This window comes from Lysobacter oryzae DSM 21044 (assembly GCF_059568595.1).
Genome location: NZ_JCANTQ010000009.1, coordinates 120,388 through 137,403, shown reverse-complemented (window position 1 = coordinate 137,403; position 17,016 = coordinate 120,388). Strand labels below are relative to the sequence as shown.

The 17,016-nt window shown below is 71.0% G+C and carries 12 protein-coding genes and 1 pseudogene; 8 read left to right on the top strand and 5 right to left on the bottom strand.

Going from position 1 to position 17,016, the window contains the following annotated elements; all coding sequences use genetic code 11:
• Positions 1 to 52 precede the first annotated feature (52 nt).
• On the top strand, positions 53 to 739 hold the full coding sequence (locus BP05_RS04330; protein ID WP_496360849.1) for an arylesterase: 687 nt from the start codon (positions 53 to 55) through the stop codon (positions 737 to 739).
• A gap of 16 nt (positions 740 to 755) precedes the next feature.
• On the opposite strand, the gene BP05_RS04325 is transcribed toward BP05_RS04330, so the two are convergent.
• Positions 756 to 1,532 (bottom strand): SDR family oxidoreductase, encoded by a 777-nt coding sequence (locus BP05_RS04325; protein WP_496360847.1) that lies wholly within the window; start codon positions 1,530 to 1,532, stop codon positions 756 to 758.
• A 71-nt stretch (positions 1,533 to 1,603) separates the two neighbouring features.
• On the opposite strand from BP05_RS04325, the gene BP05_RS04320 reads away from it, so the two are divergent.
• Positions 1,604 to 1,816: a hypothetical protein gene (locus BP05_RS04320; RefSeq protein WP_496360845.1), complete on the top strand. Its 213-nt coding sequence runs from the start codon at positions 1,604 to 1,606 to the stop codon at positions 1,814 to 1,816.
• Positions 1,817 to 1,888: 72 nt separating this feature from the next.
• Here the strand turns inward: BP05_RS04320 and sppA are convergent, their stop codons facing one another.
• Both sppA and BP05_RS04310 read right to left on the bottom strand, forming a co-directional pair.
• Positions 1,889 to 3,796 (bottom strand): signal peptide peptidase SppA, encoded by a 1,908-nt coding sequence (sppA, locus tag BP05_RS04315; RefSeq protein ID WP_496360843.1) that lies wholly within the window; start codon positions 3,794 to 3,796, stop codon positions 1,889 to 1,891.
• A gap of 184 nt (positions 3,797 to 3,980) precedes the next feature.
• Positions 3,981 to 5,348: an MATE family efflux transporter gene (locus tag BP05_RS04310; protein ID WP_496360841.1), complete on the bottom strand. Its 1,368-nt coding sequence runs from the start codon at positions 5,346 to 5,348 to the stop codon at positions 3,981 to 3,983.
• Between the two features lie 141 nt (positions 5,349 to 5,489).
• Between BP05_RS04310 and BP05_RS04305 the strand changes: the two are divergent.
• The 3 genes and pseudogenes from BP05_RS04305 to BP05_RS04295 all read left to right on the top strand — a co-directional run.
• A pseudogene (locus BP05_RS04305) lies at positions 5,490 to 5,787 on the top strand (DUF3667 domain-containing protein); the annotation flags it as partial.
• Positions 5,788 to 6,745: 958 nt separating this feature from the next.
• A complete protein-coding gene (locus BP05_RS04300; RefSeq protein ID WP_496360839.1) occupies positions 6,746 to 7,105 on the top strand; it encodes a DUF4286 family protein in 360 nt (119 codons plus the stop codon).
• A gap of 501 nt (positions 7,106 to 7,606) precedes the next feature.
• Entirely contained in the window at positions 7,607 to 9,793 is a 2,187-nt protein-coding gene (locus BP05_RS04295; RefSeq protein ID WP_496360837.1) for a primosomal protein N', read from the top strand.
• A 119-nt stretch (positions 9,794 to 9,912) separates the two neighbouring features.
• On the opposite strand, the gene BP05_RS04290 is transcribed toward BP05_RS04295, so the two are convergent.
• Together BP05_RS04290 and BP05_RS04285 are read right to left on the bottom strand one after the other, a co-directional pair.
• Complete coding sequence (locus BP05_RS04290; RefSeq protein ID WP_496360835.1) at positions 9,913 to 12,408, bottom strand: spermidine synthase; 2,496 nt, start codon at positions 12,406 to 12,408, stop codon at positions 9,913 to 9,915.
• A 13-nt stretch (positions 12,409 to 12,421) separates the two neighbouring features.
• Positions 12,422 to 13,162: a protein-L-isoaspartate(D-aspartate) O-methyltransferase gene (locus tag BP05_RS04285; protein ID WP_496360833.1), complete on the bottom strand. Its 741-nt coding sequence runs from the start codon at positions 13,160 to 13,162 to the stop codon at positions 12,422 to 12,424.
• A 94-nt stretch (positions 13,163 to 13,256) separates the two neighbouring features.
• On the opposite strand from BP05_RS04285, the gene tal reads away from it, so the two are divergent.
• The 3 genes from tal to BP05_RS04270 all read left to right on the top strand — a co-directional run bounded on the left by tal (position 13,257) and on the right by BP05_RS04270 (position 16,953).
• Complete coding sequence (tal, locus tag BP05_RS04280) at positions 13,257 to 14,213, top strand: transaldolase (RefSeq protein WP_496361506.1); 957 nt, start codon at positions 13,257 to 13,259, stop codon at positions 14,211 to 14,213.
• Positions 14,214 to 14,225: 12 nt separating this feature from the next.
• Entirely contained in the window at positions 14,226 to 15,536 is a 1,311-nt protein-coding gene (locus BP05_RS04275) for an MFS transporter (protein ID WP_496360831.1), read from the top strand.
• 130 nt (positions 15,537 to 15,666) lie between these two features.
• Complete coding sequence (locus BP05_RS04270; RefSeq protein ID WP_496360829.1) at positions 15,667 to 16,953, top strand: NAD(P)/FAD-dependent oxidoreductase; 1,287 nt, start codon at positions 15,667 to 15,669, stop codon at positions 16,951 to 16,953.
• The last annotated feature ends 63 nt before the right edge of the window (positions 16,954 to 17,016 follow it).

The window sequence follows — 17,016 nt, the reverse complement described above, 5'->3', positions numbered from 1 at the left end:
CATCCATCAGCAAGGCCTCGGCAACGCGGTCGGCACCGTTCGGGAGAACAGCATGAGTTCACGAGATAGGGCATCGCAGCGCCGGCTTCAATGGCCGAAGGTCCCCGTGACCGCGGTGCTGCTGCTCCTGCTGGGCCTGTGCGGCAGCGCATGGGCCGCGGCGCCGGCGAAGATCGCGCCCTTGCCGCCGCCGACGGTGCTGGTGTTCGGCGACTCGCTGTCCGCCGCCTACGGCCTCGACGCCGCGTCGCAGGGCTGGGTCGCGCTGGTCGAACAGCGTATGGCGCAGGCCAAACCCGGCTGGCGCCTGGTCAACGCCAGCATCAGCGGCGAAACCAGCGCCGGCGGCGCCGCGCGCGTGGTGCGCGAGGTGGCACGCGTGCGGCCCACAGTCGTGGTGATCGCACTCGGCGCCAACGACGGACTGCGCGGGCTGCCGCCGCGCGACACCCGCCGCAACCTGGCGCGCATGATCGGAGCCGCGCAGGGCGTGGGCGCCAAGGTGCTGCTGGTCGGCATGCGCCTGCCGCCGAACTACGGCAGCGAGTACACCCGGGCGTTCGAGGCCAACTACCGCGACCTGGCCCAACTCTTCCACACTGCGCTGCTGCCGTTCCTGCTCGAACCGATCGCGCGCGATCGCGCCGCGTTCCAGGCCGACAACCTGCACCCGGTCGCCGCGGTGCAGCCGCAGCTGCGCGACCACGTCTGGCGCGCGCTGGAGCCGCTGCTCAAGTGATGGCGATTGCGTCGGCCTAGAAACCGTAGCGCAGGAAGCCGCCGTCGACCGCGATGCATTCGCCGGTGACGTAGCTCGATGCCGGCAGGCACAGGAATGCGACCGCCGCGGCCACTTCCTCGGGCTCGCCGATGCGGCCCAGCGGCGTGCGCAGCAGCACCTCGTCGAGGTAATCCGGATCGGCGAGCTTGTCGGACGTGCGGCGCGTGCGGATGTACCACGGCGCGACGCAGTTCACCCGCACGCCGTCCTCGGCCCATTCCACCGCGAGGTTGCGGGTCATCTGGTGCATCGCCGCCTTGCTCATGCCGTAGGGCGCGCCGCTGCGCACGTGGGTCACGCCGGACACGCTGCCGATGTTGACGATGCTCGACGCGGCGTGGCGGGTGAGCAGCGGATGCGCGTAACGCGAGAGTTCGAAGGCGGAGAACAGGTTGATCTCGAAGATCTGCCGCCACTCGTCCTCGGTGTAGTCGTTGACCGGCTTGGTCGCGTTGCCGCCGGCGTTGTTGACCAGGATGTGCAGGCCCTCGCCGAAATCCTCGACCCAGTCCAGCAGCTCGCGGCGCTGTTCGTCGTCGGCCACGTCGGCGACGAAAGTGTTGATGTCGCGTTCGGGGAAATCCTCGGCCAGCTCGGCCCGCGCGTTGTCCAGGCCGGTGGCGTCGCGCGCGGCCAGCAGCACGTCGGCGCCGAAGCCGAGCAGCTCGCGCGCGATCGCGCGGCCGATGCCGGCGCTGCCGCCGGTGACCAGGGCCAGCTGTCCATCCAGACGCCAACGCTTCGGGTCCATGTGCTCTCCATCTCGATGCGGCCTGCGCGACCGGCGTAGCATAGCCCGCAGCCCGTACCGGAGACCCCGTCATGCTTCGACTGCTGCTGTGCTGTGTGCTGCTCGCGTTGGCCGCCTGTTCCAAGCCGCAGCCGCCGGAGAAGGAACGCCCGGTCGAACCGAAGGCGCCCGGCGCGGTGGTGCAGGCGATCAATGCGCCGCTCGACAAGGCCAAGGGCGTGCAGGACACGCTCGACAAGGCCGCGGAGCAGCAGGACGCCGAGATCGACCGGCAAAGCCAGTAGCGCGCAAGCGCCGGTGTCTGCAAATGAGAAACGCCCGGCACGCCGGGCGTTTTTCGTGTCGTCGCACCGCGGTTACAAGCCGCAGAAGCAGTACGCCAGCGCCTTGACCGGCACGCCGCGCGTGGGCTCGATGCTGCCTTCGAGGAAGCGCAGGTCCTGCGCGGCCTGCGGCAACGCGCGCGGCAGCAGCGCCTGCGCCAGGCCCTGGGCGAACGCCGAGCCGTGCAGCCACTGCGCGCCGATGCGGCTTTCCGCGAAGCGGGTGAAGAACTGCGCGAACGGCGGCAGGTCCTTCTCCAGGTAGCGCACCTGGTAGCTGCCCGGCTTGCCCAGCTTGGCGCGCTGGGCGACGTCGTCGATGGCGACCTGCAGGCCGCCGAAATCGTCGACCAGGCCGCGCTCCTTCGCCTGGGCGCCGCTCCACACGCGGCCGCGTGCGACCGCGTCGATCTGCTCAACGCTACGCTTGCGCGCGCTGGCGACACGGCCGGTGAAGTCGCGGTAGCCCTTGTCGATGACGGTCTGGATCACCTGGCCGACTTCCGGCTGCAGCGGCCGGGTGATGTCGAACGCGCCGGCGAAGCGGGTGGTGCCCACGCCGTCGCTGTGCACGCCGATCTTGTCGAGCGCGCGCGAGAAGGTCGGGATCAGGCCGAAGATGCCGATCGATCCGGTGATGGTCGACTCGTCGGCGTAGATCTTGTCGGCGTTCATGGAGATCCAGTAACCGCCCGACGCGGCGAGGTCGCCCATCGAGACCACGACCGGCTTGCCCGCCTTCTTCAGGCCGGCGATCTCGCGGCGGATCTGCTCGCTGGCGAATACTTCGCCACCGGGCGAGTCGACGCGCAGCACCAGCGCCTTGACCTTGTCGTCGTCGCGGGCGTTGCGCAGCAGTTCCGCGGTGGACACGCCGCCGATGTGGCCGGGCGGCTGCTCGCCGCCGCTGATCTCGCCTTCGGCGACGACCACGGCCACCTTCGGGCGTTCGTCGAGCGGATTGGCGCTGGCGTTGAGGCGGGCGAGGTAGTCGTCGAACGACACCTGGCGGTAGCCGTCTTCGGCATCGCCGTCGGCGGCGCCGCGCTCGGCGAGCATGTCGCCGACTTCCTCGGCCGTCTTCAGGCCGTCGACCAGCTTCTGCTGCACCGCGTACTTGGCGATGTCGCCCTGCGCGGCAGTAATGCCGGCCGGCAACTGGTCGATGCCTTCGGCCACTTTCGCGGCGTCGAGCTTGCGCGCCCTGGCGACGTCGCCGAGGTAGCGCTGCCACACGTCGTTCATCCAGAACAGGTCGGCTTCCTTGGCCTGCGGCGAGGCGGCGTCGAGCACGTAGGGTTCGGCCGCCGACTTGTACTCGCCGACCTTGAACAGGTGCACGTCGACGCCGAGCTTGTCCTGCAGGCCCTGGCGGTAGTACTGGCGGTAACGGCCGAGGCCTTCCAGCAGCAGTCCGCCCATCGGGTCGAGGTAGATCTCGTTCGCCTGCGCGGCGAGCAGGTACTGCTTCTGGTCCATCGCCTCGCTGTAGGCGATCACTTCCTTGCCACTGGCCTTGACCTTCGCGAGCGCCGCGGCGACTTCGCGCAGCGATGCCATGCCGGTGCCCTGCATGCGATCGAGCTTGAGCACGACGCGTTCGATGCGCTTGTCGTCCCTGGCCGCGTCGAGCACGCGCAACACGTCGCGCAGCTGGATCTCGTCGCCCTCGCGATCACCCAGTGCGTGCTTGAACGCGCGCTCGGCCGGATCGGAGGAGAACTGTTCGACCAGCGGGCCGGTCGGCTCGATCACCAGTGCGGTGTTGTCCAACAGCGGCTTGGCGCCGCCGGCGCCGGCGATCGCCAGCAGCACCAGCAGGAACACCAGCAGCAGGCCGAAGAACAACAGGTTGACGATCAGCCGGCGGGTGAAATTCATCACGTTCCATAGGCCGAGGAAGAACTCGGCGATGGGGCCGCGTCGGGCAGGGGTATTCATGTACTTGACTCCAGAACGATGACTGCAGGGTACCTGCCTGCTGCGGCGGTTTCATCCGCCACACGTCACGACGTTTACCGGGGCTCGCGCCCGGTAAACCCCAAAGCTTGCTGCGCAAACTTCGGGCCCCGTCCTGCGCTGCCACACCCCCATTCGCGCCTGCCGGCGCGAATCGCCCCCTGACTCAGGGGGCTGCAGTCATGCGGCGGCTCGTGCGCCAGAACCGCGAGCACAGCAGCACGGCCGCCATGGTCAGGCCGAAGATCAGCCCCACCCACATCCCGCGCGGGCCCCAGCCCAGCCCCAGACCCAGGCCCGCGCCCACGGGCATGCCGATGCCCCAGTAGGCCAGCGCGGCCAGCACCATCGGCACGCGCGTGTCCTTGAGCCCGCGCAGCGCGCCGGCGGACAGCACCTGAACGCCGTCGGGAAACTGGAACGCCGCCGCGTACAGCAGCAGCGACGCCGCCAAGGCCGCGACCGTGGCGTCGGCCGTGTAGAAGCCGACCACGAATTCGTTGCCCGCCAGCAGCAGCAGCGCCGACATGGCCTGGGTGGCGAGCACGATGGTGTAGCCGGCGAGCGCGGCGCGGCGCAGGCCGTGCGGATCGCTGCGGCCCAATGCATGGCCGATGCGCACGGTGGTCGCTTCGGCCACGCCCATCGGCACCATGAAGCACAACGCGGCGACGTTGATCGCGATCTGGTGCGCGGCCGCGGGCACTTCACCCAGCCGCCCGATCAGCAGTGCGGTGGCGATGAACAGGCCGCCTTCCATGGTCACCGTAACGCCGATCGGCAGCCCGTTGCGCAGCAGCGTGCGCAGGATCGGGGCGTGCGGCGGGTCGAAGCGGGCGAACAGGCCAAGGTCGGCGAAGCGGCGCGCGCGCGCGAGGTACCAGGCGAAGCTGAGTGCCTGCGCCCACATCATGATCGCCGAGGCGATGCCCAGGCCGCCGGCGCCCAGCTCCGGCAGGCCGCCGATGCCGTAGGTCAGCAGGTAGCCGAGCGGCACCAGCACCAGCAGGCCGCCGAAACCCAGCAGCATCGTCGGCAGCGTCCAGTGCAGGCCGTCGCTGAGGTAACGCATGGTCAGGTACAGGGTCAGCCCCGGCACGCCCCAGCGGATGCCGTGCAGGAACGCGATCGCGCCGGGACGGATCTCCGCGGCGATGCCCATCGGTTCGAGCGCGTGCACCGCCAGGGTGAGGAAACCGAACAGCAGCACCCCCAGCACCGCCGCCAGCCACAGGCCCTGGCGGAACAGCGCGCCGATCTCGTGGCGGCGGCCGGCGCCGTCCAGGTGCGAGACCGCCGGCGGCAGGGCCATCAGCGTGCCCATCGGGATCATCATCGGCAGCCAGAACAGCGCGGTGCCGACCGCGACCGACGCGAGCGTGGCGGTGCCGTGGTGGCCGGCGATGACGCTGTCGACGAAGCCAATCAGGCCGGTGGAGACGTGCCCGGCGACCAGCGGGGCGGCGAGCACCGCAGTGGTGCGCACTTCGTGGGCGAAGCGCGGGCGCGCCGGCAGGATGGATTCGAGGCTCATCGGGGGAATGCATCGGTCGCGCGACTGCGGCCGCAGGCGAACGAATGCCGCGTGCTGGCGCCGGGTCACGACAGCTGGCTATCTTATTCGCTTGGCGATCCGACCGATGATCGCGGCAACGGATGGGGCGGGGATGCAGGCATGAGTGGAACGGACGCGCAGCACGCGCCGGCAAACTGTGAGAACTGCGGTACGCCGCTGCAGGGCCACTACTGCCACGAATGCGGCCAGTCGGTGCACAGCCCGACGCGCAACTTCGGCCATGCGCTGGAAGAAGTCTTCGAATCGTTCTGGCACCTGGACGGCCGCGTGTTCCGCACGCTGCGCGACCTGATGGTGCCCGGGCGGGTCGCCCGCAACTACCTCGCCGGCCAGCGCGCGCGTTACATCGCGCCGCTGCGCCTGTTCGTGATCGTCAGCCTGCTGACGTTCTTCGTCGGCAAGCTCGTGGTGCACGTGGAGGGGCCGGCGGTCCAGTTCGGCGGCGAGGGCAGCACCGCGTTGAAACGGGCGCGCACGCCGGCCGAAGTGCGCGAGGTCGAGGCGCGCCTGCTCAAGAAGATCGAGGGCGCCGAAACCGAGGCAAAGAAGACCCCGGGCGTCGACGCGGTGCTGGTCGCCACGCGCGCACGCATCCAGGGCGAGGCCTCGGCGCGCATCGTGGAACTGGAGGCGCAGGCCAAGCGCGATGCGGCGGCCAAGGGCGCGGCGGGGGCCGCGGCCCCGTCGGCGCCGGCCCAGTCGCCACCGGCGAGCGCCGCCGCGAACCCCGCTGCCGCCGCGACGGCGACGCAGCCGCCCGCCAAGACCCCCAAGCCCGGCCTGAAGTACGACGACGAGGGCAATTACGACTTCAACTTCAACGGCCGCAAGTGGAACGAGAAGACCAACCCAATCGACGTGCCGCTGATGCCCGGCTTCGTCGACCGCTGGGTCAACCATAAGATCGCGCGCGCCGAGGCCAACCTCGAGCACATGGAGAACGCCGACCAGTTCGTGCAGGCCGCGCTGAGCGCGGTGCCGACGGCGTTATTCCTGCTGATGCCGGTGTTCGCGTTGCTGCTGAAGGTGCTCTACCTGGGATCGGGCCGGCGCTACCTCGAGCACCTGGTCGTTGCGCTCTACAGCCACGCCTGGCTGTTGCTGGCGGTGCTGGTGATGTTCCTGATGAATGCCATCGACGACGCCGTCGGCGGCAAGGGTTGGGTCACGGTCATCACCGCGCTGGTCGACGGCCTGCTGTGGCTGTGGATCCCGGTGTACCTGTTCCTGATGCAGCACCGGGTCTACGGCGATCACTGGGCGCTGACCGCCGTGCGCTACCTGGTGGTCGGTTCGGTCTACATGGTGCTGGTGCTGTTCGTGGTCCTGTTCGCGGTGCTCGCGGGGATCGTGGCGTGAGCACCGGCCTCCAGCCTGCGGCGTATCCGGGTCTCGTCTACGAAGTGAACCTGGACCTCGATGCCGGCGTCCGCGCCGAGTACCTGGAGTGGCTCGGCGCGCACGTCGCCGAGATCTGCGGCCTGCCGGGCTTCCTCGACGCGCGGGTCCTGGAGGTCACCGATCCGGCACCCGCCGCGGGCCGCGCCAGCCTCTGCGTGCAGTACCGTCTGACCGGACCCGAGGCACTGGGCAGCTACCTGAGCGAGCACGCCCCGCGGTTGCGGGCGGAGGGCCTCGCCCGCTTCGGCGATCGCTTCACCGCCTCGCGCCGGGTCCTGGCGCCGCTGCCGGAAGGCCTCGCCGCCGGCCGTTGAGCGGGCGCGGACGCCTTGATCTGAATCGGAAAAATTCCAGCTTGACACTGGGCGATTTGGCGCTCCTCCAGGCGCGGCGCGGGCTGCGTGCGAAGCAGTTGTGCACAGCAGTAACAACTTCGTCACCTTCGCCGGATCGGCGGCTTCACGGCCCTGCGTGAATGCGGTGTTTCACGCGTAACATACTGATTTAAAAGGACATAGCGCTGTTGGCACTTTTTTCACCAACCCATGTGGGGGGCCTGTGTTTACGGCATTGCGCGCGTGTAGCGGGCGTGATTCCACAGACTTATCCACAACTCGTGTGGATAAACCCGAATCCCCTTTTGCTTCCGATAGTTGCGTGACCTACGTCATGTTTACGGGAGGAATGCCGCGCAACTGTGACCGTTCCCCGGCGGCGGTCCGGAGAGCCGCCGGATGGGGCAGCCGGCCGTGAATCCTGAACAGGCCTGCCGGACGTGGAGCGCGCTCCCGCGCTGACCGATGATGGACCCCGCGATGCCGCTCCCGCCCGCCGCCGCTACCTGCTGGAACGTCGCCTTGCCGGTGCCGGTGCCGCGCCTGTTCGACTACCGCCCGGCCGCCGGCGCGGCCAGCGCCGCCCAGGTGGGCTGCCGGGTGCGCGTGCCGTTCGGGTCGCGGGAGCTGGTGGGCGTGGTTGCCGGCGTCGGCCTGCCCGACGCCGAGGCGCCCGAACTGCGGCACGGCGAATGCCTGGATGCGGCACCGCTGTTCCATGGCGAGTTGCTGGACTCCCTGCGCTGGCTGGCCCGCTACACCCACGCGCCCCTGGGCGAAGTCTTCGCCACGGCCCTGCCCGCGCCGCTGCGGCAGGGCGAGCCGCTGGCCGACACCCACCGCTGGGGTTGGCGCCTGACCGAGGCCGGACGCGCCGGCCTGGCGCGCCTGCGTGGCAGGCCGCGGCAACTGGCGGAGCTGCTCGCCGACGCCGCGCGCGACGAGGACGCGCTGGCGGAACTGCTCGAGGACTGGCGCGGCGCCGCGCGCGCACTGGCCGGGCGCGCGCTGGTCGAGCGCTTCGTCCTGCCCGCCGCGGCATCGCAGGCGCAGGGCCCTGGCGCGGGGCCGGAGCTCAACCCCGGGCAACAGGCGGCCGTCGCCGCGCTGCTCGCCGCGCGCGGCTTCGCGCCGTTCCTGCTCGACGGCATCACCGGCAGCGGCAAGACCGAGGTGTACCTGCATGCGATCGCCGACTGCATCGCGCGCGGGCGGCAGGCGCTGGTGCTGGTGCCGGAGATCGGCCTGACCCCGCAGACGCTCAAGCGGTTCCGCGAGCGCCTGGGCGTGCCGGTGCACGCGCTGCATTCCGGGCTCAGCGACGGCGAGCGCGCCCGCACCTGGGCGGCCTGCCTGCGCGGCGAGGCGCGCGTGGTGGTGGGCACGCGCTCGGCGGTGTTCCTGCCCTTGCCCGAAGCGGGCCTGATCATCATCGACGAGGAACACGACGGCAGCTTCAAGCAACTCGACGGCATCCGTTACCACGCCCGCGACTTCGCCCTGGTGCGCGCCAAGGCGCTGGACGTGCCGATCGTGCTCGGCAGCGCCACGCCCTCGCTGGAAACACTGCGCAACGCGCAGGCCGGCCGCTACGCCCACCTGCAACTGCGCACGCGCGCGGGCCACGCGCTGCCGCCGCGCGTGCGCGTGTGCGACGTACGCAAGCGCCCGCTCGACGCCGGCATGTCGCCGGAGCTGTTCGAGGCGATCGCGGGCACGCTGCGCGCGGGCGGCCAGGCGCTGGTGTTCAAGAACCGCCGCGGCTATGCACCGGTGCTGCTGTGCCACGACTGCGGTTGGAGCGCGCAGTGCACGCGCTGCGACGCCCCGATGACCGTGCACGCCGGCGGCCGCCGCCTGCAGTGCCACCACTGCGGCGCGCGCCGGCCTGCACCCGACGCATGCCCGGACTGCGGCGGCCTCGCCCTGCAGGCGCAGGGCGCCGGCACCGAGCGCATCGAGGAGGCCCTGGCCAAGCGCTTTCCCGACGTGCCGGTGCTGCGCATCGACCGTGGCAGCACCCAGCGCCGCGATGCGCTGGAGACCCTGCTGCGCGAATTCGGCAGCGCGCCCGGGATCCTGATCGGCACGCAGATGCTGGCGAAGGGCCACGACCTGCCGAACCTGACGCTGGTCGCCGTGGTCGGTGTCGACGAAGGCCTGTTCAGTGCCGACTTCCGCGCGCCGGAGAAACTCGCGCAGCTGCTGATCCAGGTCGCCGGCCGTGCCGGCCGCGCCGAACGCGCCGGCGAGGTGCTGCTGCAGACCCATCATCCGCAGCATCCGCTGCTGGAGACCCTGCTCCACGGCGGCTACCACGCGTTCGCCCAGGCCGAACTGGCGCAGCGCGAAGCCGCCGGCTTCCCGCCGTTCGCGCACCTCGCGCTGCTGCGCGCGGAAGCCCAGCAACTCGAGGTCACGCACGCATTCCTGCACGCGGCCAAGGCGGCGCTGCGCGACACCGGCACCACGCTGGAACTGCACGGCCCGCTGCCGGCGCCGATGCCACGGCGCGCCGGCTACCAGCGCGCGCAATTGCTGCTGTCGTCGCCGGAGCGGCGCGCGCTGCACGCGGCGCTCGCCGCGTCCCTGCCGGCCATCCACGCGCTGCCGGAAGCCCGGCGGGTGCGCTGGTCGCTGGATGTGGATCCGGTGGATCTGTACTAGCGGCGCCGCGACGCACGGCGTTCAAGGAGATGCGCGGGGGCTTTCCGCTCGCGCACCTGCCTCGGCCGCTGACGCGGCTTCAGCTCTCGCGCCTGCGCGGCTGCCGCTGCCGCGGCTGGCTACTCGGCATGCGCGGTTGCGCCGCGGCTCGGCCAGACCCAACCCGCGGCGACGTACAAGGCCAGCGCGATCAGCATGGTCGCGAGCAGTCCGAACGCCATCGCCAGCAGCACCGCGAGGATGGCGGCGATCACCGAGACGCAGCCGTTGAGCCCCCACGCCCAGGGCACGAACGCGGGCGCGCTCCGCGCCAGGCGCGCGAGACCCAGCGCGAACGGCATGCCCATGACGAAGGCCAGCGGTGCGATGCCGACCAGGCCGAGCACCGCGCGCGCCGCCACCGGCCACGCTGCGCCGGCCTCGAAGGCGACGAAGAAGACGCCGAACTGCCAGGCCGCCGCGAACACGATGGCGCGCACCGTCCAACGCACGCTTGCGGCGATGCGCGCGTCGTCCGCGCCCTCGCGAGCAAGCCAGCGCTGGGACTGCGCGCTGCCCGCTCCCGCGCACAGCAGGAAGCCCGCCAGGCCCACGCTCGCCGCGACCAGCGGGTGGCCGACCAGCAGGGTCAGTCGCGACAGCGTTGCGATCTCGACCAGCAGGAAGGCGAGCCCCAGCGCCGCGAAATACGCCCCCGCGCGTAGTCGCGGCACCGCCGGCGGTTCGGCGCGCGCACGCGGCAGGAACCACAGCGGCACCAGCACCAGCAGCAAGGCCAGCGGCACCGCCTGCGCGAGCGCCGCGACCAGCAGCAGGTAGCCCGAATCGAGTAGCACCGCGCTGCCCTGATCGCGCAGGCGCCACAGCTCGGGCAGGCTGCGCCAGCGGAAGTAGTGGCCGAAGTACGGCCGGTCGTCGCGTGCCGGCGCGATGGCGAACTTGTAGCGGCGCAGGTAGTCGCGTGCGCGCGGCGACAGCAAGGCCTGCGTGCCCGCGAACAGGTACGGCGGTTCGACCACGTGGAAGCGCTGCGCCGGCTCCAGCCGGGTACCCGGCAGGTGCACAGGATCGAAGCCGTGCGCAGCTGCGAACACCTGCAGCGCCTGCACTTCCTCCGCCCCCAGCGGCTGCCGCGCCACCACCCAGGTACTGGCGTCCCAGTTGCGGATTGCGGCCAGCTGCGCGGCGGGATTGGCCGCGCCGTCCTCGCGCAGCGCCGCGATGGCGGTGGCAAGCAGCTTGAGTTCGTCGCGCGGCGGTTGCTTGCTCCAGCGGGTGATCGCCAGCATGCCGCCTGGCGCCAGCCGGTGCAGGTAGTCGCGCATGGCCTCGACGGTCAGCGCGTACTGCTCCGATGCGGCCTGCGCCCCGGCGCCGCTGCTGGCGAAGGAATCGCCACCGGCCAGCACGATCAGGTCGTAACGCGCACGGCTGGCGCGCACGAACGCGCGCGGCTCCGCGACGATGGTACGCACGCGCCGGTCGCGATACAGCCCGCCGCTGTAGCGCGCGAACTCGTCGCGCACGCAGCGCAGGCGTTGCGGGCCCAGGTCCACCGCATCGACGTGGCGCGCCCCGAGCGCCAGCGCCTGCAGCACGTCCATGCCGCCGCCGGCCGCGAGCACCAGCACCGTGCGCGGTGCGCGCATGCGATACGGCGCCGCCGACGTCATCTCGCCGAGCCACTGCTGCCGCGTGCGGTACGCGCCGTCGTCGCGCACGATCGCCGACAGCGCGTCGCCGTCGGTATACAGCCCGAGCTGCGGCGCAGGCTCGCCAGTCGCCCCCAGGCTCAGCCCCGGCGCATGGCGCAACGGCACGCGCGGACTGTCGAGCACGGCCAGCCAGCCGTACGGCCCGGAGTGCTGCGCGACGATGCGTGCACCGGGCAGCAACAGCGCCTTGCTCAGGCCCTTGTACTGGTTCGGTGGCGGCGCGAGCGCGTGGAACGGCAGCAGCGCCAGCAACGCGCACGCGACCAGTGCCGTGGCCAGCAGCGCGCGCGGGCGCGGCCACGCCAACGCCGCCGCGAGCGGTCCGCACAGCGCGGCGAGCAGCAGTCCGCGCTCCACCGGCAGGTACGCCAACGCGGTCGCGGCCAGCGCGCCCATGCCCGCACCCGCCAGGTCGGCGCCATACAACTGCGGGATGCGCCCGCCATGGCGCGCGAAGGCGAGGCCGAAGCAGCTCGCCGCGAAGAAGAACGGCACCGCCAGGGCGAGGTAGAGCGCGCCGAGCCAAAGCAGCTGGCGCGGATCCCAGAACAGCTCCAGGCCATTGAACGGGATCCGGCCCGCGAGCACCGGCGCGGCCGCCGCCGTCGCCGCGAACAACAGCGCGCAAGACGCGAATACGCGTTCGAACTCGGCCTGCAGTCGCCGCATCGCCCTGGCGCGCAGCCACAGGCTCAGCCACGTGCCGCTGGCGCCGTGGCCGAGCAGCGCGAGGCTGATGATCATCGCGGCGAACGGATACCAGTGCGCGATCGCCAGCCAGCGCATCAGCAGCAACTGGTACGCGAGCGCGCCCGCGGACACCGCCGCGATGGCCAGCGGCAAACGCCAGCCCGCGGCATCCACGCCTGCGAGGGAATCGCGTTCGCCGAAGCCCGGCATCGCCGCCCGGCGCTCAGTGCCCGCCGGTCAGTGGCACGAACCGCACCGGCAGCACCTGCCGCGTGCGCACGCGTCCCGCGGCGTCCTTCTGCACCAGCAGCAACTGCTGGGTGAGGAAACTGCTGCCCACCGGGATGACCATGCGCCCGCCCGGACGCAGTTGCGCGAGCAACGGCGGTGGCACCGACGAGGTGGCGGCGGTGACGACGATCGCGTCGAATGGCGCGTGCTCCTTCCAGCCGTAGTAGCCATCGCCGGTACGCGTGCTGACGTTGCGGTAACTGCGCAGGCGTAACGCGGCCTGCTTCGCCAGGGGCGCGACGATTTCGATGGTGTGGACCTGCGCACCGGCTTCGGCCAGCACCGCCGCCTGGTAACCCGAGCCGGTGCCGACTTCGAGGATCTGCTTGCCCGGCCCGGGCTGCGCCAGCGTCGTCATCAGCGCGACGATGTACGGCTGCGAGATGGTCTGGCCGTAACCGATGCCGAGCGGCCGGTTCTCGTACGCGTGCTGCCGCTGGGCGGGCGGCACGTACGCGTGCCGTGGCACCCGCGCCATGACTGCGAGCACCCCCGGGTCGATACGGGTGGCGTCGCCGGGCTCGGCCGCGGACTCCGCGCGCAGTTCGTTGATCAGCGCGCGGCGCGGCGCGGCGTACGCATCCTGCGCCTGCGCATGCGGCCCCAGCGCGCACAACACGCCCGCCAGCAGCGTGCGCTGCGCGATGCCGGCGATGGTGGCTCCATCCCGCATGGCCGCGAGTCTAGGCGCGCCGATGTTAGGGCGTCGGCAAACGCCCGCCTCATGACGCGGCAGGGCCTTCGCGCACGGGCTTTGTTCGCGCAGAATCGCTGCCATGACCAGTCAACTCGAACAATTGCGCGCGCTGTCCGCTGTCGTCGCCGACACCGGCGACATCGGCGCGATCGCCCGCTTCCGCCCGCTCGACGCCACCACCAATCCGTCGCTGCTGCTCAAGGCCGCCGCCCTGCCGGCGTATGCGCCCCTGATCGAGGCGGCGATCGCGGGCGCGCGCGGCGATGACGCCGCCGCGCGCATCGCCGATGCCGGCGACCGGCTGGCCGTCGCCATCGGCACCGAAATCCTCAAGCTGGTCCCGGGTCGCGTCTCCACCGAGTGCGATGCCCGCCACAGCTTCGATACTGCCGCCACCCTGGCGCAGGCGCGCAAGCTCGTGGGGTTATACGAAGCCGGCGGCATCGGCCGCGAGCGGCTGCTGATCAAGATCGCCTCGACCTGGGAAGGCATCCGCGCCGCCGCACGGCTCGAACGCGAGGGCATCCACTGCAACCTCACCCTGCTGTTCTCCTTCGCGCAGGCAGTGGCCTGCGCGGAGGCGGGCGTGTTCCTGATCTCGCCCTTCGTCGGCCGCATTCTCGACTGGCACCTGGCCCAGGGCGCGCCCGCGCCGGCCACGCCGCAGGCGGATCCCGGCGTCGCCTCGGTCACCCGCATCTGGCGCCACTACAAGCAGCACGGCTATGCCACGGTGGTGATGGGCGCGAGCTTCCGCAACAGCGGCCAGGTGCTGGCGTTGGCCGGCTGCGACCGGCTGACGATCTCGCCCGAACTGCTGGCCCAGCTTGAGGCCGGCAGCGAGCCCGTAACCCCTGCGCTCGTGGACGATGGCACGCGCCACCCCGCGCCCGGGCCGCTGGGCGAGGCCGACTTCCGCTGGCAGCACAACGAGGACGCCATGGCGACGGAGAAGCTCGCCGACGGCATCCGCCGTTTTGCGGCCGACCAGGTCAAGCTCGAGCAGCTGCTCGCACAACGCCTGTAGGCGCCGGCCACGATGTCCGACCCGTCCCCGTCGTCCGCGCGCCGGCTGCGCAGCATCTTCTCCGGCTCGGTCGGCAACCTGGTCGAGTGGTACGACTGGTATGTGTACGCGGCGTTCTCTCTTTACTTCGCGCAGGCGTTCTTTCCGCGCGGCGACCGCACCTCGCAGCTGCTCAACACGGCGGCGATCTTCGCAGTCGGTTTCCTGATGCGGCCGCTGGGGGCGTGGCTGCTGGGGAGCTACGCCGATCGCCACGGCCGCCGCCGCGCGCTGATGCTGTCGGTGCTGATGATGTGCGCAGGCTCGCTGCTGATCGCCCTCACGCCGGGCTACGCGAGCATCGGCGTCGCCGCGCCGGCACTGCTGCTGCTCGCGCGGCTGCTGCAGGGCCTCAGCGTCGGCGGCGAGTACGGCACCTCGGCGACCTACCTCAGCGAAATGGCCTCGCGGCAGCATCGCGGGTTCTGGTCCAGCTTCCAGTACGTGACGCTGGTGCTCGGACAGCTTCTGGCGCTTTTGGTGCTGATAGCGTTGCAGCGCACGCTCGCGGAGGGACAGCTCGACGCCTGGGGCTGGCGCATTCCCTTCGCCATCGGCGCGCTCGCCGCAGTGACCGCGCTGTGGTTGCGCCGGACGATGCAGGAAACCGACACGTTCAACCGTAGCGAGCGGGATGGCAACAGCGCGTGGCAGCGGCGGCAGGGCACATTGCGCGCCCTGCTCGATCACCCGCGCGCGGTGCTGACGGTGGTCGGCCTCACCATGGGCGGCACGCTGGCGTTCTACACGTACACGACCTACATGCTGAAGTTCCTGGTCAACAGCGCCGGACTCGACCGCCAGGCCGCGTCCCTGCTCAACGCATCCACGCTGTTCGTGTTCATGCTGATGCAGCCGTTGGTGGGCGCGTTGTCGGACCGCGTGGGGCGGCGGCCGGTGCTGATCGCCTTCGGCGTGCTGGGCACGCTGCTGACGGCGCCGATCCTGCATGCACTGCAGGACGTGCAGACGGCGACGGAGGCGTTCTGGCTGATCCTGGGCGCGCTGGCCATCGTGAGCTTCTACACCTCGATCAACGCGGTGGTGAAGGCGGAGTTGTTCCCGGTGGAAGTGCGCGCGCTCGGCGTGGGCCTGCCCTACGCGTTGACGGTGGCACTGTTCGGCGGCACCGCCGAGTACGTGGCGCTGTGGTTCAAGCAGGCCGGCGTCGAAAGCGGCTTCTACTGGTACGTCACGGCCTGCATCGGCGTGTCGTTGCTGGTGTACGTATGGATGCCTGACACGCAGCGCACATCCCGGATCGAGCCCGAGTTGCCGCGCTAGACTGGCTCGGCCGTCGCGCGCTCCAACGGCTGCTGATTCGAGTTGCTACGTCCGGCGCATTCCCCGGCGCCACCGACTGCCGCCAATACCTGCCGAGCGACCGGCATGTTTCCTCATCCCTGGAGGCCCGGTGAGCGTTGCCAGCCCTGCCCATATCGTCATCGTCGGTGGCGGCTTCGCCGGCCTGTGGGCCGCGCGCGCGCTGGCGCGCGACAACGTCCGCATCACGCTGGTGGATCGCCGCAACCACCACCTGTTCCAACCGCTGCTGTACCAGGTGGCGACCGCGGGGCTGTCGGCGCCGGACATCGCCGCGCCGCTGCGCCACATCCTGCGCGGCCAGCGCAATGTCGAAGTGCGGCTCGGCGAGGTCGTGGGGATCCAGGCCGATGCCCGCGCGGTGTCGCTCGCCGACGGCGACCGGCTTGGATACGACTTCCTCCTGCTGGCCAGCGGCGCCACGCATGCCTACTTCGGCCACGACGCCTGGGCTGAACATGCGCCCGGGTTGAAGACGCTCGACGATGCGCTGGCCATACGCCGGCGCGTCCTGCTCGCCTTCGAGCGCGCCGAGGCCGCGGATAGCGCCGAGGAGCGCGCCGGCTGGCTCAATTTCGCGGTTGTCGGTGGCGGGCCCACCGGCGTGGAGCTGGCGGGCACGCTCGCGGAGATCGCGCGCCATACCTTGCGCAACGAATTCCGTCGCATCGATCCGGCCGAAGCGAAGGTGCGGCTCATCGAAGCAGGCCCCCGCGTATTGGCATCCTTCCCGGAAGAACTGTCGGCCAAGGCGCGCGCGCAACTGGAACGACTGGGTGTCGAAGTCCTGACCGGCACGGCCGTGGCCGCGATCGACGCCAATGGCTACGTGCTGGGGGATGCCTCGGTTCGCGCGCGAACCGTGCTGTGGGCCGCCGGCGTCGCGGCCTCACCGCTGGGCGCATTGCTGGATGCGCCGTGCGATCGCGCCGGACGCGTGCTGGTCGAAGCGGACCTGAGCGTACCCGGGCATCCGGAGCTGTTCGTCGCCGGCGACCTGGCCAGCGTGCAACAGGACGGCAGGCCCGTGCCCGGCGTCGCGCCTGCGGCCAAGCAGATGGGCGCGCACGTCGCGGGTGCGATTCGCGCGCGCCTGCGCGGCGAAGCGGCCAAGCCGTTCCGATACCGCGACTTCGGCAACCTCGCCACCATCGGCCGCATGGCCGCCGTGATGCACCTGGGCAGGCTGAAACTGTCGGGCCTGCTGGCGTGGTGGTTCTGGCTCCTCATCCACATCTTCTTCCTGATCGGCTTCCGCAACCGCCTGATCGTGCTGATCAACTGGGCATGGGCGTACTGGAGCTATCAGCGGCATGCGCGGATCATTTTTGGACTCGACCCCGCCCCACCTTCCCATCGGCCGCAGGCGCCACCCTGACGAACCGAACCCGGGCTTGAAGACGCGCCTGGGTCTGCGCCTAGAATGAGCAGCGCCATGCGG